Here is a 21,516-nt window from a genome sequence, read left to right on the forward strand (position 1 = left end):
CGATGTTCCATCCCATTTGATGCAGGCCGCGCCATGAACCCCAACGTGCAATTCCTCTTCGACTTCGGCAGCCCCAACGCCTATCTCTGCCACCAGGTCATCCCCGCAATCGAGGCGCGCAGCGGCATCCGCTTCGACTATGTGCCGGTCCTGCTGGGCGGCCTGTTCAAGCTGGCCAACAACCGCTCACCGGCCGAGGCGAATGCCGATATTCCCAACAAGCGCGCCTATGAGGCGCTGGAACTGCAGCGTTTCGTGCAAAGGCATGGGCTCACGCGCTTCCGGATGAATCCGCACTTTCCCGTCAACACCCTGCAAATCATGCGCGGGGCCGTGGCGGCGCAGGGCCTGGGCTGCTTCGAGCGTTATGTGGATGCGGTGTTCTCCAGCATGTGGGAGAAGGGCTGCAAGATGGACGATGCCCAGGTGATCGGCACCGAGCTGTCCGGGGCGGGCCTGGACGCCCCAGCCCTGATCGCCGCAAGCCAGACGCCCGAAGTCAAGGCCCGGCTGCTGGCAAAGACCGAGCAGGCCTTCCATCGTGGCGCTTTCGGATCGCCCACCTTTTTTGTTGGCGACGAGATCTACTTCGGCAAGGACCGCCTGCGCGATGTGGAGGAACAAGCGCTGCGGGCCTGAAGCCAGCCTCAGGCCGATCGCCCGTCGTAGCGCGTGATGCGTAGCGCCTCGGGGTCCACGCCTTCCAGGCAGCGCACGTTGACGGCCGCCATGTGCCGGCCCTGGGGATCGATGGCCTCGCCGAACGGATGGATGCCGCAGGTCGGGCAGAAGCGGTGCTGGATCAGGTGCCGGTGGAAGGTGTAGGTCCGCATCTGTTCATCGGGCGTCTGCAGCTGCAGCTGTTCGCGGGGAACGAACCACATGAGCGCGCCCTTGCGCGCGCAGATGGAGCAGTTGCAGGCCATGGCCTGCGTGAGTTCGCCTTCCACATCGAAAGCGATGCCGCCGCAGTGGCAGCTGCCGTGGTATTTCATCGGGGTTCTCCGTGGCCACCGCGGGCTGGCGGCACTGCCGCTGATGGTAGGAGTTCATGCTGGCTACGGCAAATTGCTGCAGTGCTACATAAGAGCACGTGGCTTGTAAAGCCTCGGGAAACCCCCCTGCAACAAGGCGTTGCAGGCCACCGGGGGGTGCCTAGAATCGCCAATCCCCTGCGGTTTCCGGGCCACAAGCCAGGATGCGGCGGGAGAGCTTCCACCACCATGGCATTGCTGGCTCCGTTCGTTTGGATGCGAGGCACGCTGAATGTCTCCATCCTGGACTAAAGGGGAGAGCGCATATGGACATACTGCTTCAGCAGGTCATCAACGGATTGGTCCTGGGCAGCATGTACGCCCTGATCGCCCTGGGCTACACCATGGTGTACGGCATCATCCAGCTCATCAACTTCGCCCATGGCGAGGTGCTCATGGTCGGCGCGCTGACCAGCTGGAGCTGCATAGGCCTGATGCAGGAGGCCATGCCCGGTGCGCCGGGCTGGCTGATCCTGCTGCTGGCGACCGTGATCGCCTGCGTGGTGGCCGCGGCACTGAATTTCGTGATCGAGAAAGTGGCCTACCGCCGCCTGCGCAGCAGCCCGCGCCTGGCGCCGCTGATCACGGCCATCGGCGTCTCGCTGCTGCTGCAGACGCTGGCCATGATCATCTGGAAGCCCAACTACAAGGCCTATCCCACGCTGCTGCCGAGCACGCCCTTCGAGATCGGCACGGCGGTGATCACGCCCACCCAGATCCTGGTGCTGGTGGTCACGGCGATCGCGCTGGCATCGCTGACCTATCTGGTCAACTACACCAAGCTCGGGCGCGCCATGCGGGCCACGGCCGAGAATCCGCGCGTGGCGGCCTTGATGGGCGTCAAGCCTGACGTGGTGATCTCGGCCACCTTCATCATCGGCGCCGTGCTGGCGGCCATCGCTGGCATCATGTATGCCTCCAACTACGGCACGGCCCACCACACCATGGGCTTTCTGCCGGGGCTCAAGGCCTTCACGGCGGCCGTGTTCGGCGGCATTGGCAACCTGGCCGGCGCCGTGGTCGGCGCCATGCTGCTGGGGCTGATCGAGTCCATAGGCTCGGGCTACATCGGCGACCTCACGGGCGGCGTATTGGGCAGCCACTACACCGATATCTTCGCCTTCATCGTGCTCATCATCATCCTGACGCTGCGCCCCTCGGGTCTGCTGGGTGAGCGTGTGGCCGACCGCGCCTGAGGAGAACCGCATGAACAGCAAGAAGACCGTGCAATGGATTCTGGGCGGCCTGGCGCTGATGGTGCTGCCGCTGGTGCTGCAGTACTTCGGCAATGCCTGGGTGCGCATCGCCGACCTGGCCCTGCTCTATGTGCTGCTGGCACTGGGCCTGAACGTGGTGGTGGGCTATGCAGGCCTGCTGGACCTGGGCTACGTGGCGTTCTACGCCGTGGGCGCCTACATGTTCGCGCTGATGGCCTCGCCGCATCTGGCGGAGACCTTCGAGGGCTTTGCCGCCATGTTCCCTGACGGGCTGCATACCTCCATCTGGCTGGTGATACCGCTGGCGGCGCTGCTGGCGGGCATCACGGGAATACTGCTGGGCATCCCGGTGCTCAAGCTGCGCGGGGACTACCTGGCCATCGTCACGCTGGGCTTCGGCGAGATCATCCGCATCTTCATGAACAACCTGGACCAGCCGGTCAACATCACCAACGGCCCCAAGGGCATAGGCCAGATCGATTCGGTGAAGATTCTGGGCCTGGACCTGGCCAAGCGCCAGGAGATCTTCGGCTACGACATCAGCTCGGTCACGCTGTACTACTACCTGTTCCTCTTCCTGGTGCTCGTCAGCATCGTGATCTGCTGGCGCCTGCAGGACTCGCGCATCGGCCGCGCCTGGATGGCCATCCGCGAGGACGAGATCGCCGCCAAGGCCATGGGCATCAACACGCGCAACATGAAGCTGCTGGCCTTCGGCATGGGCGCTTCCTTCGGTGGTGTCTCGGGCGCCATGTTCGCTGCCTTCCAGGGCTTCGTCTCGCCCGAGTCGTTCAGCCTCATGGAGTCCATCATGATCGTGGCCATGGTGGTGCTGGGCGGCCTGGGCCATTTGCCGGGCGTGATCCTGGGGGCGGTGCTGCTGTCGGCCCTGCCCGAGGTGCTGCGCTATGTGGCCGGTCCCTTGCAGCAGATGACCGACGGGCGGCTTGACGCCTCCATCCTGCGCCAGTTGCTGATCGCGCTGGCCATGATCGTCATCATGCTGATGCGTCCGCGTGGCCTGTGGCCGTCGCCCGAGCATGGCAAGAACCTGCCGCACCAGTCCTGAGCATGGAGACAACGCAGATGGCGAACACGGCAGACAACGGCTCCACCTCCCCGGTGCTCAGGGTTTCGGGCATTTCCAAGCGCTTTGGCGGACTGCAGGCCCTGTCCGATGTGGGCATGACCATTGGCCGTGGCCAGGTCTACGGCCTGATCGGTCCCAACGGCGCGGGCAAGACCACTTTCTTCAACGTGATCACGGGCCTGTACACGCCCGACAGCGGCAGCTTCGAGCTGGCCGGCAAGGCCTACGAGCCCTCGGCCGTGCACAAGGTGGCCAAGGCCGGCATTGCGCGCACCTTCCAGAACATCCGGCTGTTTGCCGAGATGACGGCCCTGGAGAACGTGATGGTCGGGCGCCATGTGCGCACGCATTCGGGCCTGATCGGCGCGGTGTTCCGCACGCCAGGCTTCAAGGCCGAGGAAGCCGCGATCCGCGCGCGGGCCCGCGAACTGCTGGACTACGTGGGTATTTCCAAATACGCCGACTTCAAGGCCCGCACGCTGAGCTACGGCGACCAGCGCCGCCTGGAGATCGCGCGGGCGCTGGCCACCGACCCGCAACTGATCGCGCTGGACGAGCCGGCCGCCGGCATGAACGCCACCGAGAAGGTGCAGCTGCGCGAGCTGATCGACCGCATCCGCCGGGACCAGCGCACCATCTTGCTGATCGAGCACGACGTGAAGCTGGTCATGGGCCTGTGCGATCGCGTCACCGTGCTGGACTATGGCAAGCCCATCGCCGAAGGCACGCCGGCCGAGGTGCAGAAGAACGACAAGGTGATCGAAGCCTATCTGGGCACCGGAGGACACTGAACCATGGGTGAGCAAGTGCAAGACAAGGGCGTGTCCGCGCCGGTGCTGTTGAAGGTCCATGGACTGAAGGTGGCCTATGGCGGCATTCAGGCCGTCAAGGGCGTGGACTTCGAGGTCCGCCAGGGCGAGCTGGTCTCGCTGATCGGCTCCAACGGTGCGGGCAAGACCACGACCATGAAGGCCGTCACGCGCAGCCTGCAGATGGCGGATGGCGACGTGCACTACCTGGGCCGCAGCATCCGCAACGTGGGCGCCTGGGATCTGGTGGCCCAGGGCCTGGTCATGGTGCCGGAGGGGCGCGGCGTATTCGCGCGCATGACCATCACCGAGAACCTGCTCATGGGCGCCTACACGCGCAACGACAAGGCCGGCATTGCCGCCGACATCGAGCGCATGTTCGGCATCTTCCCGCGCCTGAAGGAGCGCCGCGACCAGCTGGCCGGCACCATGTCGGGTGGCGAGCAGCAGATGCTGGCCATGGCGCGCGCGCTGATGAGCCAGCCCAAGGTGCTGCTGCTGGACGAGCCCTCCATGGGCCTGTCGCCCATCATGGTGGACAAGATCTTCGAGGTGGTGCGCGATGTGCATGCGCTGGGCGTGACGCTGGTGCTGGTCGAGCAGAACGCCAGCCGTGCGCTGGCGCTGGCCGATCGCGGCTATGTGATGGAGTCCGGCCTGATCACCATGACCGGGCCCGGCCAGACCCTGCTCAGCGATCCGCGCGTGCGGGCCGCCTACCTGGGCGAGTGATCACCGGAGTCGCCGCCTGCGCACAGGTTGCTGGAATGTCCCGTGCCATCGACGGGATATGGCAAAAATATGACGATTTGATGAAGATTCATCGAATGCCTATTGATGCGGGATGTTGCGTATCTGTGCGATGAAGCAGGTTTTTCAAGAAAATTCGCGCAAAAAAGCAATTTTTGGAAAGCAATCGAAAACCCGGCTTCTGGCACTGCGGGCGCGATAATTCAGGCCTTCCAGCACCCGGGCGCACCTCAGATGAACTGGCTCCAACACATCCCCGTCGGGCTGCAGACCGTGGTCCTGCTGGCCATGAGCAATGTCTTCATGACGTTTGCCTGGTATGGGCACCTGAAGAACCACGCCTCGTCGCCCTGGTACGTGGCAGCCCTTGTCAGCTGGGGCATTGCGCTGTTCGAGTACCTGCTGCAGGTGCCCGCCAACCGCATAGGCCACACGCAGTTCAGCGTGGCGCAGCTCAAGATCATCCAGGAGGTGATCACGCTGTCGGTGTTCGCGCCTTTTGCCGTGCTCTATCTGAACCAGCCCCTCAAATGGGACTTCCTCTGGGCCGGCCTGTGCATGGTGGGCGCGGTGTATTTTATTTTTCGCAGCGGCTGACAAGACGGCGCGCCGGCGCGCAAAAACGCGCTTGGGACTCAAGAGTACACTTCGCCCCGTTCAAGCCGGGAAGCCATGCCAAGCATCCGCAATGTGACGCAGTGAGTCGCCTGGTTCCCACTTTTCCCGGTAAGGAGCATTCATGCTTTTTGGCAAACTATTGCCACGCGAAGGCAATTTCTTCGAGATGTTCAACCAGCATGCCGACCGCATCGTCGATGCCGCGCATGCCTTCTCGCAGCTTGTCGCCAACTACAACGATCCTCATCTTCGCGAGAAGTACAACGAGGACGTGAACAACGCCGAGCGTGCCGCCGACCGCGTGACGCATGACGTCACCAAGGCGCTGCACAAGACCTTCATCACGCCGCTGGACCGCGAGCAGATCCACTCGCTGATCAACACCATGGACGACGTGGCCGACCTGATCCAGGACTCGGCCGAGACCATGGCGCTGTACGACGTGCGCCACATGACGGATGAGATCACGCGCCTGACCGACCTGTGCGTGCGCTGCTGCGAGCGGCTGCGCGATGCGGTCAAGCTGCTGTCGCGCATCTCCGATCCATCGGTGGTGGACGCGGCGATGAAGACTTGCGAGGAAATCGACCGCCTCGAATCGGACGCCGACCGCGTGATGCGCTCGGCCATGAGCAAGCTGTTCCGCGAAGAGCCCGATGTGCGCGAAGTCATCAAGCTCAAGGCCATCTACGAGCTGCTGGAGACGGTGACCGACCGCTGCGAGGACGTGGCCAACCTGATCGAGGGCATCGTCCTCGAGAATTCCTGAGCCCTCGCGGAGTCGTTTCGTTATGGAATCCGTACAAGCGGCCCTGTGGGTCGTGATCCTGCTGGTGGTGCTGGCCTTGCTGTTCGACTTCATGAACGGCTTCCACGATGCTGCCAACTCGATCGCCACCGTGGTCTCCACGGGCGTGCTCAAGCCCACGCAGGCCGTGGCCTTCGCGGCCTTCTTCAACGTGGTGGCGGTCTTTGTCTTCCACCTCAGCGTGGCGGCCACCGTGGGCAAGGGGATCGTCCAGCCCGGCATCGTGGACACGCACGTGGTCTTCGGCGCCCTGGTCGGCGCCATTGCCTGGAACGTGATCACCTGGCACTACGGCATCCCCAGCAGCTCCTCGCATGCGCTGATCGGCGGCATCGTGGGCGCCGTGATCGCCAAGGCCGGCGCGGGCGCACTGATCGCCAGCGGCATCTGGAAGACCGTGGCCTTCATCTTCGTCTCGCCGCTGCTGGGCTACCTGCTGGGCTCGCTGATGATGGTGCTGGTGGCCTGGATCTGCCGCCGCGCCGCTCCCAACCGGGTGGACCGCTGGTTCCGTCGGCTGCAGCTGGTCTCCGCCGGTGCCTACAGCCTGGGCCACGGCGGCAATGATGCGCAAAAGACCATCGGCATCATCTGGCTGCTGCTGATCGCCACCGGCTATGCCAATGCCGGCGACGCGGAGCCGCCGCTGTGGACCATCGTCAGCTGCTACCTGGCCATCGGCCTGGGCACCATGTTCGGCGGATGGCGCATCGTCAAGACCATGGGCCAGAAGATCACCAAGCTCAAGCCCGTGGGAGGCTTCTGCGCAGAAAGCGGTGGCGCGCTGACGCTGTTCTTCGCGACCTTCCTGGGCGTGCCGGTCTCGACCACGCACACCATCACGGGCGCCATCGTCGGCGTGGGCTCCACCCAGCGTGCCAGCGCCGTGCGCTGGGGCGTGGCAGGCAACATCGTCTGGGCCTGGGTGCTGACGATCCCTGCCAGCGCCTTCGTGGCTTCCATTGCCTACTGGATCAGCCTCCAGCTGTACTGAGCTGCGACAACTGCCCCAAAAAGAAAGACCGCCATTGGCGGTCTTTCTTTTTGGGTGGAGGCACGCGCTGGCGCACCACAGCGAAAACTTCACTGCGAAATCTTGCGCGCTTCCTCCACCTGGTGCTCGAAGTAGTGCTGGAAGCTGTAGGCAATGCTGGCCATGAGCACGGCGGCACCCAGCATCAGGGACAGTGCAATGGCAAAGATGGTTGACCAGCCCGTGCGCCCGGCCTGCGCCTGCACGTCAATGCCGGGGTTGTGGCGCCGGTTCCAGGCTTCAGTGTCGGTCAGCCCGTAGAGGATGGCGCGCAGCGCGCAGCCGGCGATGGTGAAGCCCAGCAGCGGAATCAGCAGCCAGCTGAGCTGGTCGTCCTGCCCCAGTTGCTGGACGCGCTCGATGCCGTATACGCCCAGCGCCGTGGGCACGGGCAGCAGCCAGCCCAGCCAGTCGCCGAAGCCATGCAGATAGAAGCGGTGCAGCCCCAGCGGCCCGCCGACAAAGGCCAGCCAGGCCGTCAGGGTCTTGCTTTTGGAGCGCGCAGCCCCCTGCTGTGCTTGGGCGGGCTGAGGCAATGGCGTGCTGGGTCGGTTCATGCGCCCATTATTCGGGCGAACTGCGGTTGCCGTCTCCCAGGGTCTTCTCCATGAGAACGATGTTCAGCCAGCGGCCGAACTTCCATCCCATGGAGCTCAGCGTGCCCGCCGGGGTGAAGCCCGCGGCGCGGTGCACGCCGATGGAGCCGGCATTGGCCGAGTCGCCGATCACCGCCAGCAGCTTGCGCACGCCGGCCGCCTCGCATTCGCGCGACAGCGCATCGAGCAGCAGGCGGCCCACGCCCTGGCCGCGCGCCGCGTCATGCACGTAGATGGAATCCTCGGCGGAGAAGCGATAGGCCGGGCGCGGCTTGAACCAGTTGGCGTAGGCAAAGCCCAGCACCTGGCCCTGTTCGTCCACGGCGACCAGATAAGGCAGGCCCTTGGCCAGCACGTCCGCGCGGCGCGTTGCCATGTCCGATTCGGCAGGGGGATCGGTCTCGAACGTGCCCGTGCCGTGCAGCACGTGGTGGCGGTAAATGGAGGTGATGGCGGCGAGATCGCCGTCCAGGCTTGAGCGAATGGTAGGCATGGAAAGGGAAGTTGGATATAATCGCTGGTTTTACGGCGTGTCGCTGGCCGGGTGGCCATGTCGCGTGTCTCAAACGCCGCAAAACATGTGCAGCCATTCATTGTCTAGTTAATTGTGTGGTGGCTGCGCCCACCCGAAGGAAAATCATGGTCGTCATTCGACTCTCTCGCGGCGGTTCCAAGGCCCGTCCGTTCTACAACATCGTTGCCGCCGACAAGCGCGTGCGCCGCGATGGTTCGTTCATCGAACGCCTGGGCTTCTACAACCCCAACGCCCGTGGCGGCGAAGAGGGTCTGCGCGTTGCTCTGGACCGCGTGAACTACTGGAAGGGCGTTGGCGCGCAGGCTTCCGAGACCGCAGAGCGCCTGATCAAGCAGGCCACCCAGAAGACTGCTGCCTAATCCAGCATCCCTTCTGAAATCGGGTTCCGTTGGCTTGTCTGACGGAGCCCGTTTTTGTTTTCCCCTCTGGATCGCCTTGCACGGATCTGCAACGATCTGCATTGACTGTCCATCTACTGCCTACCGACTGCCATGAGCCACATGCCTGAACTCGAAGCCAGCGTCCTGCCCGCCGATGCCGTGGAGGTCGGGCGCATCGCCGATGCCTGGGGCATCAAGGGCTGGTTCAAGGTGGCCGCCTTCAGCGCCGACCCCGAGGCCCTGTTCACCGCAAAGCAGTGGTATCTGCAGCCCCCCGATAAGGGTGCGCGGCAGTTCGCCGGAACCGTGCTGCTGCCGGTCAAGCAGGCGCGCGTCCACTCCGATTCCGTCGTCGCCACATCGCCTGTCGTGAACGACCGCAATACCGCCGAGGCCCTGCGTGGCGCGCGCATCTTCGTGGCGCGCAGCGATTTCCCGCAGCCCGAAGATGGCGAGTATTACTGGGTCGATCTGCTGGGCCTGTCCGTGGTCAACCGCGAGGGCGTGGCCCTGGGCGTCGTCCGCGACCTGCTGTCCACCGGCCCGCAGACCGTGCTGGTGCTGGCCTATGAAGAGGATGGCAAGGAGCGCGAGCGCATGATTCCCTTTGTCGATGCCTATGTGGACAAGGTGGATCTGCCGGGCAAGACCATCGTTGCCGACTGGCAGCCCGACTATTGATCGCCGACCTCCATGCGCTTCGACATCATCACGCTGTTCCCTGAGCTGTTCACGCCGTTTCTTGAAAGCGGCGTCACGCGCCGTGCCTATGCCTCGGGCCAGGTCGGCGTGCACCTGTGGAATCCGCGCGACCATGCCCAGGGCAACTACCGGCGCGTGGACGATCGCCCCTTTGGCGGCGGTCCGGGCATGGTGATGATGGCCGAGCCGCTGCAGCGCTGCCTTGAGACGGCGCAGCAGGCGCGCCGCGAGGCCGGCGAGCCCGAGCCGGCTCCCGTGGTGCTGTTCTCGCCGATCGGCACCACGCTGCGCCATGCCGTGGTGGCCGACTGGGCGCAGGGGCAGGGCGCAATCTTGCTGTGCGGCCGCTACGAGGGCCTGGACCAGCGCTTCATCGATACCCATGTCACGCACCAGTTGAGCCTGGGCGACTTCGTGCTGTCTGGCGGCGAGATCGCTGCCATGGCCCTGCTGGATGCCGTCGCACGGCTGCAGCCCGGCGTGCTCAATGACGAAGGCAGTTTCCAGCAGGACAGCTTCAATCCGGCGCTCGACGGCCTGCTCGATTGCCCGCACTACACCCGTCCCGAAGTCTGGGAAGGGCGGGAAGTGCCGGCGCCACTGTTGTCCGGCCACCACGCGCAGATCGAGCGCTGGCGGCGCGACCAGCGCCTGTCCATCACGGCCAGGCACCGGCCCGAGCTGATAGAGCAGGCGCGCGCCCAGGGCCTGCTCAACGCCAAGGACGAGGGGTTTTTGGCAAAAAACGTCTCCGGGCTATAATCCGCGATTCTTCGATCCTCTATCCGGCCGCTGCTACGAACAAAGCAGCCATGGCGCCAATCCCGGCGCTTGCCAATCCTGGCGCGGACAAGATCGATTGGATGTTGACCATGAATCTGATCCAGATCCTCGAGCAAGAGGAAATCGCCCGTCTGAACAAGACCATCCCCCAGTTCGCCCCCGGTGACACCGTCATCGTGAGCGTGAACGTGGTCGAAGGCAGCCGCAAGCGCGTGCAGGCTTACGAAGGCGTGGTGATCGCCAAGCGCAACCGTGGCCTGAACAGCGGCTTCACCGTGCGCAAGATCTCCAGCGGTGAAGGCGTGGAGCGTACGTTCCAGACCTACTCGCCCCTGATCGCCGGCATCGAAGTCAAGCGTCGCGGTGATGTGCGTCGTGCCAAGCTGTACTACCTGCGTGAGCGCAGCGGCAAGTCGGCCCGCATCAAGGAAAAGCTGCCGTCGCGTGTCAAGGTTTCTGCCGAAGCCTAAGCACCTGCGTCACAGCTGGAAAGCCGCTACAGTCGCCTGTAGCGGCTTTTTTGTTGTCCGGCCGTTTCCCATCACAAGCCTTCATTCGTGTCCTCTCTGCCCGATACCGCCATTCCCGTGCCGACCGGCGGGCCAGTGCCCGCAGCCGTGCCGTCGATCGCAGACCCGCGCATGGCGCAACTGATTGGCAAGGACAGCCACCTGCCTGCCGTGCCCCCCGAAGCCCGCACGCCCGAGGCCCTGCGCCAGCGCTTTGCGCTGCCGCCCCAGTGGGCTCCCGAGGTGGTGCGCGAGAAGCGCTTCAGCGATCGCCAGCCCACAGATGCCGCCGTGCTTGTGCCCATCGTGATGCGCCCCGAGCCCACGGTGCTGCTGACCGAGCGCACGGCCCACCTGTCCACGCATTCGGGGCAGGTGGCATTTCCGGGCGGCAAGCGCGATCCGGAGGATGCCTCTGCCCAGGCCACGGCCCTGCGCGAGGCGCATGAGGAAGTCGGACTGGCCGCCAGTGATGTGCAAGTGCTGGGCACGCTGCCCATCTACATCACGGGCACGGCCTTCCTGATCACGCCGGTGGTGGCCCTGGTCGATCCCCGGGCGCACCTCAATCCCAATCCCTACGAAGTGGCGGATGTGTTCGAGGTGCCGCTGGCCTTCCTGCTCGATCCTGCCAACCATGAGCGCCACTCCATGGTCTGGAACGGCGTGCCGCGCGAATGGTTTGCAATGCCCTACCAGGATGGTGATCGCCAGCGCTACATCTGGGGCGCCACGGCCGGCATGCTGCGAAATCTTTACCGATTCCTGTCGGCCTGACGCCCGGATCGCGGGCCGTGCCACCCCGGGGTCACTGACCTGTCTGCATGCGCCAGTATGATGGCCGGATGAGTTTCTTTGCCATTCTGATCGCCTTGCTGATCGAGCAGGCGCGCCCGTTGACGCCGGCCAATCTCGTGCACACAGGCTACAGGGCCTGGACGGTTTCGGTGCGCCGCAACTTCGATGCCGGCCAGGCGCACCATGGCTGGCTGGCCTGGACCGTGGCGGTGGCATTGCCCTGCGTGCTGGTGACGGGCATCTATCTGCTGCTGCTGTGGGGCGTGGGCTGGCCGCTGGCCATGGTCTGGAATGTGGCCGTGCTCTATGTGACGCTGGGCTTTCGCCAGTTCAGCCACCACTTCACACGCATCCGCGATGCGCTGGATGCAGGCGATGAGTATGCCGCGCGCGAGGCGCTGGCTCACTGGCAGCAGGTCGATGCCAGCGAGGTGCCGCGCAGCGAGGTTGTGCGCCATGTGATCGAGTACTCGGTGCTGGCCGCGCATCGCCATGTGTTTGGCGTTCTGTTCTGGTTCTCTGCGCTGGCAGCGCTGGGGCTGGGTCCGCTCGGCGCCGTGTTCTACCGCATGACCGAGCACCTGTCGCGCTCCTGGTCGCGCAAGGGCCTGGTGGGCGGCACCCAGGTCAGCCCCCAGTTGCAGCACACCTCCCGGCTGGCCTGGACCGTGATCGACTGGTTGCCTGCACGGTTGACGGCGCTGTCCTTTGCCGTGGTCGGCAGCTTCGAGGAAGCCATCGAAGGCTGGCGCTTCCATGCCCAGCGCTTTCCCAACGACAACGATGGCGTGATCCTGGCCGCCACCTCGGGTGCCATCAACGTGCGCCTGGGCGGCGAGGCGCTCAAGCGCCGCGAAGGCATCTCGGTGACCCGCGACGACGGCGAGGAGATCGATCTCGATGTGGACAGCGAAGCCACGCCGGGCCGCGAGCCCGAGATCGGCCATCTGCGCAGCGTGGTCGGCCTGGTCTGGCGTTCGGTCGTGGTCTGGCTGCTGCTGCTGGCCCTGCTGTCGCTGGCGCGTTTGCTGGGCTGATCGCTGCGCCGCAGAAGGCGAGCCCTGCCTGTCTTGCCAGGCAGCAGCCCGCCCTTCCTGATGCAGCCGGGTCGTTGTTTTGAGGAGGTCAGTACTTCTGCGCCTGGCTCAATTCATCGAACAGCTCGGCGTAGATGTAGTAGCGGTTGGCGCTGATGTCGTGGTCGGTATCCATTCCGGTTTCCTCGTCTTCCACGCGCGGCATGACGGCGCATCCCGGCTCGTGCAGGTGGGTGCAGTTGTAGAACTTGCATTCCTGCGCGTGGGCGCCGATGTCGGGCATGCAGCGGGGCAGGTCCGTGGGCTCTATGTGGCGCAGGCCGAATTCCTGGAAGCCCGGTGAGTCGATCAGCGCCGTGGTGCGCTCTTCGTCCATCCAGTACCAGCTGGTCGTGGTGGTCGTGTGCTTGCCGGAGTTCAGCGCCTGCGAGATCTCGTTGGTGGCCGCGCGTGCGCCGGGCACCAGCAGGTTGATCAAGGTGCTTTTGCCCGAGCCGGAGGGTCCCAGGACCAAGGTGGCCTTGCCCTTGAGGTGTTGCATCAGCAACTGCCGGTCGGCCTCGCCTTCGTTGGCCAGCGACAGCGACAGCACCTCGTAGTGCGGCGTTTCCTGGCCCAGGTACATCTCGCGATAGGGCTTCAGGCGCTCCCAGGCATCGGCGAAGGGCTCGGCCAGGTCACGCTTGTTCAGGGCGATCAGGGGCTTGATGTGGGTGGCTTCGGCGGTGATGAGGGCACGGGCCAGCTGGCTTTCGGAGAACACCGGCTCGGCCGCGATCAGGATCAGCACCTGGTCGATGTTGGCCGCAAAGGACTTGGTGCGTATCTCGTCCTGGCGGTAGAACAGGTTGCGCCGTTCCAGCACCTTCTCTATGGTGCCTTCCTCGCCCTGGCCGGCGGGTGGCAATTGCCAGCGCACGCGGTCGCCGACCACGGTCTGGCTCTTCTTGCCGCGCGGATGGCAGATGTGGCGTGCGCCTTCTTCGGTCTCGACCACGCAGTGGCGGCCATGGCTGGAGACGACCAGGCCTTCTCGCAATGCGGAGCGCTCAGCCATGGGATGCCGGGGTGGGATTCATGGACGCTCCAGCAGCGCATCGATGCGCCGGGCGCACTCGATGTCGGTGGACGAGATGCCGTTCACGTCATGCGTGTTCAGGCGCACGCCGCAACGGCCGTAGCTCACGGTCAGGTCGGGGTGGTGGTCCTGCTGGTGGGCGATCAGGGCCAGTGCGTTCACGAAGGCCATGGTCTCGTAGTAATTGGCAAAGGCGTAGCTCTTGGCGATGGCATCGCCATCGAGCTGCCAGCCCGGCAGGGCCGCCAGTGCGGTGCGCAATTCGTCCGGCGTCAGCGCGCGGCGCTGCTGCGTGGACCAGTCCTGTTGTTGCAAGCGTTGTGTGCTCATGGTGGATGTGAAAGGGTCAGGTCGGAGAAGGCATGCGCGCCAGCCGGGCGAGGGCGGGCGGATGCGAGTAGTAAAAGCCCACGTACCAGGGATCGGGCGTGAGCGTTGAAGCATTGTCCTCGTACAGCTTGAGCAGGGCCGAGGCCAGATGGGCGCCGCTGGCCTGTTGCATGGCATAGGCATCGGCTTCGAACTCATCGCGGCGCGACAGGGCCGAGAACAGCGGGGTGACAAAGAAGCTGAACACCGGCACGGCCAGCAGGAACAGCAGCAGTGCCACGGCTTCGTTGCCGGCGCCTATTCCGCCATGGCCCAGCGCAAGGTCCAGGCCGGGGCGCACGCCCAGGCCCAGGTAGAACCACAGCTGCTGCGACAGCCAGCCCAGCAGTGCGAAGCCGGCCAGGCTGGCAGCGAACATCAGCAGCATGCGCTTGAGGATGTGGCGGTGCTTGAAGTGGCCCAGCTCGTGCGCGAGCACGGCCTCCACCTCGTCGGCGTCGAGCTGCTTGAGCAAGGTGTCGAAGAACACCACGCGCTTGGAATGGCCGAAGCCCGTGAAATAGGCATTGGCATGGGCCGAGCGGCGGCTGCCATCCATCACGAACAGGCCTTTGGCCGTGAAGCCGCAGCGCTGCATCAGCGCGCTCACGCGCTCCTTGAGCGTGCCTTCGGCCAGCGGTTCGAACTTGTTGAACAGCGGTGCGATGAAGGTCGGAAAGATCCACATCAGCAGCAGGTTGAACGCCGTCCACACGGCCCAGGCCCACAGCCACCACAGGTCGCCGGCCGAGCCCATGAGCCACAGGATCAGGGCCGCCAGGGGAAGGCCGATGGCCGCGCCCATGGCGGTGGACTTGATGGCATCGGTCAGCCACAGCCGCAGCGTCATCTGGTTGAATCCAAAGCGCTGCTCCAGCACAAAGGCCTGGTAGAGCGACAGCGGCAGCTCCACCAGCCCGGAGATCAGGGCAAAGCCGGCCAGCAGTGCCAGTTGCTGCCACAGGCCGGCACCCATCAGTTCCAGCAGCCACTGGTTGAGCGCGTCGAGCCCGCCCAGCAGCGTCCATGCGAGCAGCACCACGGCGCCCAGCGTCATCTCGATCAGGGCGATGCGGGCCTTGGCCAGCGTGTAGTCGGCGGCCTTTTGATGGGCCGCGAGGCTGATGCGTTGCGCAAAGGCCTCAGGCACCTCGGCCCGATGGCGGGCCACATGGCGGACCTGGCGCGAGGCCAGCCAGGCGCGCAGCAGCCACTGGGCGAGCACGGCTGCGGCAAACAGCAGGGACAGCGTCGAGGAAAAATCGGGGTTGAAGGCCATGTGGCCGCAGTGTAGGCGACAATTTGGGCCATGTCCGAAGCCTCCGAAGCCGCCAGCGCTTGCATTCCCGTCCCCGCCGAACCCGGCACGTCCATCACCCTGGCCAAATCCGATCTCAACCTCGTCTGGCTCGACTGCGAGATGACCGGGCTGCAGCCCGATACCGATCGCATCATCGAGATCGCCGTGGTCGTCACCAGTCCGGACCTGGCCATTCGCATCGAAGGGCCGGTATTTGCCATCCATCAGGCAGATGCGCTGCTCGATGGCATGGATGCCTGGAACAAGGGCACGCATGGCAGGAGCGGCCTGATCGATCGCGTCAAGGCATCGACCACCAGCGAGGCCGATGCGGAGGCTGCGCTGATCAAGTTCCTCTCGCAGTACGTTCCCAAGGCCAAGGCCCCGCTGTGCGGCAACAGCATCGGGCAGGACAGGCGCTTCATGGAGCGCTACATGCCCAAGCTCAACAACTTCTTCCACTATCGCAATGTCGATGTCAGCACCCTCAAGGAATTGGCCAGGCGCTGGAAGCCCGACGCCTATGCTTCCTTCAAGAAGGCCCAGCGCCACACCGCATTGGCCGATGTGCACGAGTCCATCGATGAGCTGGCGCACTATCGCGCGCGCCTGCTGAGCGTCTGAATCTGGCGGCCCCGGCCATTTTTTGTGCCAGGGGCTTGCGGGAAAACCCGGGGAGTGCGACAATCTACAGCTTGCCCCCATCAACAAGGGGCAATTTGCACATCTCCATCACACAAGGGCCCCTGCGCTATGTGTCTGCGGTCGGTGTCCATAGACCACCATGAAGGCTTTCATGGATGGCGGGACCACCGGTTTCGGACCAGCCGAAAATGCCCATCCGCCCTTTTGCGAAGGGCCGGTTAAGTCTGACGGTGGATGTTGACCCAACCGTCGAGAAAAGCGTGCCAGATCGCTGACTGCGCGTGCTTTTCGTTAGAGCCATTCATGAACGATATCTCTCAAGAGCAGGGCATCATTGCCGCTGCCGATTCCTCTTTTGCTTCCGCCGCTGAAGCATCTTCCGTGCTGAACGCCGCCGTTGCCAGCGCCGAGCAGGCCGCCGAATCCCTGGCCGCCGCCGAAGTCGTGGAAATCGCCGAAGGCGCCGAGGCTGTTGAAGCAGCCCCCGAACTGCCCAATGCCTTCATCGAGCTGGGCCTGGCTGAAGAACTGGTCCGTGCCGTTGCCGATCTGGGCTACACCCAGCCCACGGCCGTGCAGGCGCAAGCCATTCCCCTGGCCATGGGCAGTGATGACCAGGCCTTCATCGACCTGATGGTGTCCAGCCAGACCGGCTCGGGCAAGACCGCTGCCTTCCTGCTGCCCGTGCTGCACACGCTGATCCAGCAAAAGGCTGACGAAGAAGCCGCCATCCGCGCCGAATATGACCGCCAGTGCGCCGAAGCAACGGCCAGCGGCCAGCCCACGCCCAAGCGCAACAAGCGCAAGGACCCCACGAATCCCCGCAATTTCAAGGCAGCCGTTCCCGGCGCCCTGATCCTGTGCCCCACGCGCGAGCTGGCACAGCAGGTGGCGCATGACGCCATCGAGCTGGTCAAGCACTGCCGCGGCATCCGCATCGCCAACGTGGTGGGCGGCATGCCCTACCAGCTGCAGATCGCCAAGCTGCAGAACGCCAACCTCGTGGTGGCCACTCCCGGCCGTCTGCTGGACCTGCAGCGCTCGATGCAGATCAAGCTCGACCAGGTGCAGTTCCTGGTGGTGGACGAAGCCGACCGCATGCTGGACCTGGGCTTCTCGGACGATCTGGCCGAAGTCAACGACCTGACGGCACAGCGCAAGCAGACCATGATGTTCAGCGCCACCTTCGCGCCCCGCATCCAGCAACTGGCCATGCGCGTGATGCATGACGGCGGCTCCGGCGTGAAGAAGGTCACCATCGACACGCCTCAGGAAAAGCACGCCAGCATCAAGCAAGTGCTGTTCTGGGCCGACAACTCCCAGCACAAGCGCAAGCTGCTGGACCACTGGCTGCGCGACACCACGATCAACCAGGCCATCGTTTTCGCATCGACCCAGGTCGAGTGCGACGGCCTGGCCAATGACCTGCAGCAAGACGGCTTCTCCGCCGTGGCACTGCACGGCGCCCTGAGCCAGGGCCTGCGCAACCGCCGCCTGATGGCGCTGCGCAGCGGTCAGGTGCAGGTGCTGGTGGCTACCGATGTGGCGGCACGCGGCATTGACGTGCCCACCATCACCCACGTCTTCAACTACGGCCTGCCCATGAAGGCAGAGGACTACACCCACCGTATCGGCCGCACGGGCCGTGCCGGTCGCGAAGGTGTGGCCGTCACGTTCGCGGAATTCCGTGACCGTCGTCGCATTTTCGATATCGAGGCCTACAGCCGCCAGCAATTCAAGGCCGAAGTGATTCCTGGCCTGGAACCTGCACAGCGCGCACCCAGCAGCAACGAAGGCCGTGGCGGCCGTCGTGGCGGCGGTGGTTTTGAAAGCCGTGGCGGCGATCGCCGCGGTGCCGGCGGCGGTGGCCGTGGCGGTTTCGGTGGTGATCGTGGCTTTGGCGGCGATCGCGAGCGCAGCTTCGGTGATCGCGGTGGCGATCGTGGCTTCGGCGCACGCCGTGATTCCGAAGGCTATGGCCGCAAGGCTGGCTTCGGTGGCTTTGGCGGTGGCCAGCGCGAAGGCGGCTTCGGCCAGGGCCAAGGTCAGCGCGAAGGCGGCTACAGCCAGGCTCCGCGTGAAGGCGGCTACAGCCAGGCCCCGCGCGAAGGCGGCTTTGGCCGTGGCGGTGAAGGCCGTGGCTTCAGCGGCGACCGTGGTGCTCCGCGTGGCGGCGATCGCCGTGACGGCGCTCCCCGCGAAGGCGGCTTCCGTGGTGCATCCGGCGAGTCGCGCGGCTTTGGCGGTGGCGAATCCCGTGGCGGCTTCGGCGGCGGCGAGCGCCGTCCTGCCTTCGGCAAGAGCGCTCCCAAGCCTTACTCGCCCCAGGGCGGTGATCGCAAGCGCGTCGTGCGCTGATCGATCTCGGCATTGCATGCAGACCGGCCCTTCGGGGCCGGTTTTTTTTCGGCCATCTGCGTCCTCGCGTGGTGCGGCCTGTCCTTGATGGTGCAGAACCTGCTGTCTGGCGGGCTCTGTGACTGCCATAATCGCGGCGCGGAGGTGCCCTGTGGAGTCTTTGATCGCGTCCAGTGTGGATTTTGAACACATGTTCGAACTGGCCCCCGTCTCGCTATGGCTGGAGGACTACAGCGCGCTCAAGCGGCTGCTCGACCAGTGGCGTGCACAGGGCGTGACCGATCTGCAGGCGCATTTCCTGGCCCACCCTCAGGCGCTGCAGCAGTGCAGCGCGGCGCTCAAGGTGGTGCGCGTCAACCAGCGCACGCTGGACCTGTTCGGCGCCAGTGACCAGCAGACCTTTCTTGCCAGCCTGGGTCAGGTGTTCCGCGATGACATGCATGCGGGCCTGGCCTGCGAGCTGGAGGATCTGTGGCAGGGCTCTCTGAGCTTTGCCAACCGCACCGCCAACTACACGCTGGACGGGCGACGGCTCGATGTGCAAATCCGTGGCCGCATCCTGCCCGGTCATGAAGCGCTTTGGGACTGCGTGCTGGTGTCGCTGGAAGACGTGACGGCCGAGATGCGCAGCGCGCGCCAGCTGCACCGCAGCGAACAGTACTCGCGCGACCTGTTCGAGTACTCGCCTGTGTCGCTGTGGGTCGAGGATTTCAGCGCCATCAAGCGCCTGCTCGACGATGTGCGCGCCCAGGGCATCAGCGACTTCGCCACCTTCCTCAAGGTGCACCCGGAATTCGTCTCGCGCTGCATGCAGGAGATTCGCGTCGTGGACGTGAACCGCCAGACGCTGCGCATGTTCGGCGCCACCGACAAGCTGCAACTGCTGAGCCGGCTGGGCCGCATCTTCCGTGACGAGATGATCGACTCCTTTGCCGATCAGTTGCAGGACCTTTGGAGCGGCAAGCTCGTGCAGCACCGCGAAGTGGTGAACTACGCCCTGTCAGGCGACGCTCTGCACATCCACATGCAACTGGCTGTGCTCGATGGCCATGCCGATGACTGGGGGCTGGTGCTGCTGTCGCTAGTGGACATCACGGCGCGCAAGAAGGCCGAGGCCTACCTCGAATACCTGGGCAAGCACGATGTGCTGACCCAGTTGCGCAATCGCGCCTTCTATATCGAGGAACTCAATCGCCTGGCACGCAAGGGGCCCTGGCCGCTGGCGGTGATTGCCATCGACATGAATGGCCTCAAGGAGGCCAATGACGAGCATGGCCATGCTGCAGGTGACGACATGCTGCGCCGCGTGGGCGAAGTGCTGACCAAGGCCGTGGATGCGCCTGCCTGCGCGGCGCGCATAGGCGGCGACGAATTCATGGTGCTTTTGCCGGCTTCGGACGAGCGCGGCGCCGAGGCGGTCAAGGAGCGCATCCTCTCGCTGCTGGAGCTCAACAACCAGTTCTATCCGGGCCAGGCGGTCAGCCTGTCCATGGGCGTGGCCTGCTGCGATTCGGGCAGCCAGGTCGAGGCCACCGTCTCGCGCGCCGACCAGGCCATGTATGCCGAAAAGGCGCGCTACTACAAGGAAAGAATGCTGGACCGCCGCGCGGGCCGCGCTTAGCGGTCTTGCACCGCAGTGCCTGTCAGGTCTCCGAGGCGTGCCGCCCGATTTCGGGCCAGCGGTGGTGCAGGTAGATCCAGGACGCCAGCCCGATCAGCATCATGCTGATCGAGCCCAGGGCCAGCAGTACGGTCGAATGCATCACCAGCGGCGCAATCATGCCGGCCACGATGCCATTGGCCGTGGAGCCGACCACGGCCTGCAGCGATGAGGCCAGGCCGCGCCGCTCCGGGTGGATGTCCAGCACCAGCAGCGTGACCACGGGCACCATCATGGCCCAGCCGAAGGCGAACACCCCCACGGGAATCAGCGCCCAGCTCACGTGGGCGGGCCAGATCAGGTTGGCGACCAGGTTGATGATGGACACGACGAACATGATCAGAAAGCCATGGCGGATCTGGTGCTTGGGCGGAATGCGCCCGGCCAGACGGCCGCTCACCCATGCGCCGCCCATGATTCCCGAGATCGAGATCACGAAGAACCAGAAGAACTGCTGCGGCTGCAGGTGCAGCAGGTCGCCCAGGAAGGCGGGCGCCGACAGCACATACAGAAACATGCCGTTGAACGGCACGCCGCTGGCAAAGGCCAGCAGCACAAAGCGCGGATCGCTGCACAGCTCCTTGTAGCCGTGCATCAGAGGCTTGAAGCGGAAGGGCTGGCGCTGCGCCTGTGGCAGGGATTCCGGCAGGAATCGCCAGTTGATGCCCCACAGCAGCACGCCCACCAGGGTCAGGAACCAGAACACTGCCGCCCAGCCCAGGTGTATGAACAGCCAGCCGCCCATCACAGGGGCCAGGGCTGGCGCGATGCCAAAGAAGATGGTGATCTGCGCCATCACGCGCTGGGCCTGGGCGGGTGGAAACAGGTCGCGCACCACGGCGCGCGACACCACGATGCCGGCACCCGTGGACAGGCCCTGCAACGCGCGAAACAGCACCAGTTGCGTGATGTTCTGCGACAGCGCACAGCCCGCCGATGCCAGCGTGAATACGGCCAGCCCCCACAGCACCACGGGGCGGCGGCCAAAGCTGTCGGCCATGGCGCCGTGGAAAAGGTTCATGAAGGCAAAGCCGAACAGATAGGCCGACAGCGTCTGCTGCATCTGCAGCGGCGTGGCGTTCAGGGCCTGGGCGATGCCGGAGAAGGCGGGGATGTAGGTATCGATCGAGAATGGCCCCAGCATGCCCAGGATGGCAAGCAGGACGGCCAGGGCCCAGCGCGGGCCCTGCCAGAGCGGGGAAACATTTTGTGGCATGCAGGCGAGGCGGTTGTGCGCTGCGGGAGACCGCAGGCGCAGAAAAAGGCCGCGCGCCCTTGCGCCTGCGGCAGGGTGACACTGTAGCGGCTTGGCTGGAATCCGGTGTGACGGATGGCTTGGCGAATGACCTGGGCGATGGAATGGGTCGATAGTTTGTATCTAAATGATGTAAATATCGATAGAATTTA

24 protein-coding genes are annotated in these 21,516 nt (G+C 64.8%); 17 read left to right on the top strand and 7 right to left on the bottom strand.

Features of this window, described 5'->3' with window-relative positions:
* Window positions 1-33: 33 nt before the first annotated feature.
* Window positions 34-639, top strand: coding sequence for a 2-hydroxychromene-2-carboxylate isomerase (locus IB269_RS00840; RefSeq protein WP_192366228.1), 606 nt, complete (start codon window positions 34-36; stop codon window positions 637-639).
* Between the two features lie 8 nt (window positions 640-647).
* Here IB269_RS00840 and IB269_RS00845 read toward each other — a convergent pair whose 3' ends face one another.
* A complete protein-coding gene (locus IB269_RS00845; protein ID WP_192366229.1) occupies window positions 648-995 on the bottom strand; it encodes a GFA family protein in 348 nt (115 codons plus the stop codon).
* Between the two features lie 305 nt (window positions 996-1,300).
* On the opposite strand from IB269_RS00845, the gene IB269_RS00850 reads away from it, so the two are divergent.
* The 7 genes from IB269_RS00850 (at window position 1,301) to IB269_RS00880 (ending at window position 7,320) form a co-directional block, all read left to right on the top strand.
* Window positions 1,301-2,230, top strand: coding sequence for a branched-chain amino acid ABC transporter permease (locus IB269_RS00850; protein ID WP_012207152.1), 930 nt, complete (start codon window positions 1,301-1,303; stop codon window positions 2,228-2,230).
* 10 nt (window positions 2,231-2,240) lie between these two features.
* The gene (locus IB269_RS00855) at window positions 2,241-3,320 is read left to right on the top strand and encodes an ABC transporter permease subunit (RefSeq protein WP_013800924.1); all 1,080 of its coding nucleotides are present in this window, start codon (window positions 2,241-2,243) and stop codon (window positions 3,318-3,320) included.
* A 17-nt stretch (window positions 3,321-3,337) separates the two neighbouring features.
* Window positions 3,338-4,132, top strand: coding sequence for an ABC transporter ATP-binding protein (locus IB269_RS00860; protein ID WP_012207150.1), 795 nt, complete (start codon window positions 3,338-3,340; stop codon window positions 4,130-4,132).
* A 3-nt stretch (window positions 4,133-4,135) separates the two neighbouring features.
* Window positions 4,136-4,882: an ABC transporter ATP-binding protein gene (locus tag IB269_RS00865; protein WP_096913852.1), complete on the top strand. Its 747-nt coding sequence runs from the start codon at window positions 4,136-4,138 to the stop codon at window positions 4,880-4,882.
* Window positions 4,883-5,134: 252 nt separating this feature from the next.
* Entirely contained in the window at window positions 5,135-5,497 is a 363-nt protein-coding gene (locus IB269_RS00870; RefSeq protein ID WP_012207148.1) for a DMT family protein, read from the top strand.
* A gap of 142 nt (window positions 5,498-5,639) precedes the next feature.
* Window positions 5,640-6,287 carry a DUF47 domain-containing protein gene (locus tag IB269_RS00875; RefSeq protein WP_013800926.1) on the top strand — a complete coding sequence of 216 codons (648 nt, stop codon included), beginning with the start codon at window positions 5,640-5,642 and terminating at the stop codon, window positions 6,285-6,287.
* 22 nt (window positions 6,288-6,309) lie between these two features.
* Window positions 6,310-7,320 carry an inorganic phosphate transporter gene (locus IB269_RS00880; RefSeq protein ID WP_012207146.1) on the top strand — a complete coding sequence of 337 codons (1,011 nt, stop codon included), beginning with the start codon at window positions 6,310-6,312 and terminating at the stop codon, window positions 7,318-7,320.
* 89 nt (window positions 7,321-7,409) lie between these two features.
* Here IB269_RS00880 and IB269_RS00885 read toward each other — a convergent pair whose 3' ends face one another.
* Both IB269_RS00885 and IB269_RS00890 read right to left on the bottom strand, forming a co-directional pair.
* Window positions 7,410-7,916, bottom strand: coding sequence for a TM2 domain-containing protein (locus tag IB269_RS00885; protein WP_192366230.1), 507 nt, complete (start codon window positions 7,914-7,916; stop codon window positions 7,410-7,412).
* A 7-nt stretch (window positions 7,917-7,923) separates the two neighbouring features.
* Window positions 7,924-8,448: a GNAT family N-acetyltransferase gene (locus IB269_RS00890; RefSeq protein ID WP_192366231.1), complete on the bottom strand. Its 525-nt coding sequence runs from the start codon at window positions 8,446-8,448 to the stop codon at window positions 7,924-7,926.
* Between the two features lie 146 nt (window positions 8,449-8,594).
* Here IB269_RS00890 and rpsP point away from each other — a divergent pair, with 146 nt between their 5' ends.
* The 6 genes from rpsP (at window position 8,595) to IB269_RS00920 (ending at window position 12,699) form a co-directional block, all read left to right on the top strand.
* Entirely contained in the window at window positions 8,595-8,849 is a 255-nt protein-coding gene (rpsP, locus tag IB269_RS00895; RefSeq protein ID WP_012207143.1) for a 30S ribosomal protein S16, read from the top strand.
* A gap of 132 nt (window positions 8,850-8,981) precedes the next feature.
* Window positions 8,982-9,551 carry a ribosome maturation factor RimM gene (gene rimM, locus IB269_RS00900; protein ID WP_192366232.1) on the top strand — a complete coding sequence of 190 codons (570 nt, stop codon included), beginning with the start codon at window positions 8,982-8,984 and terminating at the stop codon, window positions 9,549-9,551.
* 12 nt (window positions 9,552-9,563) lie between these two features.
* Window positions 9,564-10,334 carry a tRNA (guanosine(37)-N1)-methyltransferase TrmD gene (gene trmD, locus IB269_RS00905; RefSeq protein WP_063328174.1) on the top strand — a complete coding sequence of 257 codons (771 nt, stop codon included), beginning with the start codon at window positions 9,564-9,566 and terminating at the stop codon, window positions 10,332-10,334.
* 110 nt (window positions 10,335-10,444) lie between these two features.
* Window positions 10,445-10,825 carry a 50S ribosomal protein L19 gene (gene rplS / locus IB269_RS00910; protein ID WP_013800930.1) on the top strand — a complete coding sequence of 127 codons (381 nt, stop codon included), beginning with the start codon at window positions 10,445-10,447 and terminating at the stop codon, window positions 10,823-10,825.
* Between the two features lie 87 nt (window positions 10,826-10,912).
* Window positions 10,913-11,641: a CoA pyrophosphatase gene (locus IB269_RS00915; RefSeq protein ID WP_012207139.1), complete on the top strand. Its 729-nt coding sequence runs from the start codon at window positions 10,913-10,915 to the stop codon at window positions 11,639-11,641.
* Between the two features lie 68 nt (window positions 11,642-11,709).
* Window positions 11,710-12,699, top strand: a complete 990-nt coding sequence (locus IB269_RS00920) for a CobD/CbiB family protein (RefSeq protein WP_034398910.1) — start codon at window positions 11,710-11,712, stop codon at window positions 12,697-12,699.
* 88 nt (window positions 12,700-12,787) lie between these two features.
* Here IB269_RS00920 and rsgA read toward each other — a convergent pair whose 3' ends face one another.
* From rsgA to IB269_RS00935, 3 genes are read right to left on the bottom strand one after another with little or no spacing between them, the layout of a single operon-like run.
* Window positions 12,788-13,756, bottom strand: coding sequence for a ribosome small subunit-dependent GTPase A (rsgA, locus tag IB269_RS00925; protein WP_192366233.1), 969 nt, complete (start codon window positions 13,754-13,756; stop codon window positions 12,788-12,790).
* Between the two features lie 18 nt (window positions 13,757-13,774).
* Window positions 13,775-14,107 (bottom strand): 4a-hydroxytetrahydrobiopterin dehydratase, encoded by a 333-nt coding sequence (locus IB269_RS00930; protein ID WP_034396758.1) that lies wholly within the window; start codon window positions 14,105-14,107, stop codon window positions 13,775-13,777.
* A 16-nt stretch (window positions 14,108-14,123) separates the two neighbouring features.
* Complete coding sequence (locus IB269_RS00935; RefSeq protein ID WP_192366234.1) at window positions 14,124-15,425, bottom strand: M48 family metallopeptidase; 1,302 nt, start codon at window positions 15,423-15,425, stop codon at window positions 14,124-14,126.
* 30 nt (window positions 15,426-15,455) lie between these two features.
* Between IB269_RS00935 and orn the strand changes: the two genes are divergently transcribed.
* From orn to IB269_RS00950, 3 genes are all read left to right on the top strand, one after another.
* Window positions 15,456-16,070: an oligoribonuclease gene (orn, locus tag IB269_RS00940; protein WP_063328171.1), complete on the top strand. Its 615-nt coding sequence runs from the start codon at window positions 15,456-15,458 to the stop codon at window positions 16,068-16,070.
* Between the two features lie 324 nt (window positions 16,071-16,394).
* On the top strand, window positions 16,395-18,449 hold the full coding sequence (locus IB269_RS00945; RefSeq protein ID WP_065345610.1) for a DEAD/DEAH box helicase: 2,055 nt from the start codon (window positions 16,395-16,397) through the stop codon (window positions 18,447-18,449).
* A gap of 151 nt (window positions 18,450-18,600) precedes the next feature.
* The gene (locus IB269_RS00950; protein ID WP_330873353.1) at window positions 18,601-20,070 is read left to right on the top strand and encodes a sensor domain-containing diguanylate cyclase; all 1,470 of its coding nucleotides are present in this window, start codon (window positions 18,601-18,603) and stop codon (window positions 20,068-20,070) included.
* A 22-nt stretch (window positions 20,071-20,092) separates the two neighbouring features.
* Here IB269_RS00950 and IB269_RS00955 read toward each other — a convergent pair whose 3' ends face one another.
* Window positions 20,093-21,325, bottom strand: coding sequence for a multidrug effflux MFS transporter (locus IB269_RS00955; protein ID WP_063328169.1), 1,233 nt, complete (start codon window positions 21,323-21,325; stop codon window positions 20,093-20,095).
* Between the last annotated feature and the right edge of the window lie 191 nt (window positions 21,326-21,516).

Source organism: Delftia sp. DLF01 (assembly GCF_014852125.1).
Taxonomy (GTDB): domain Bacteria; phylum Pseudomonadota; class Gammaproteobacteria; order Burkholderiales; family Burkholderiaceae_C; genus Comamonas; species Comamonas acidovorans.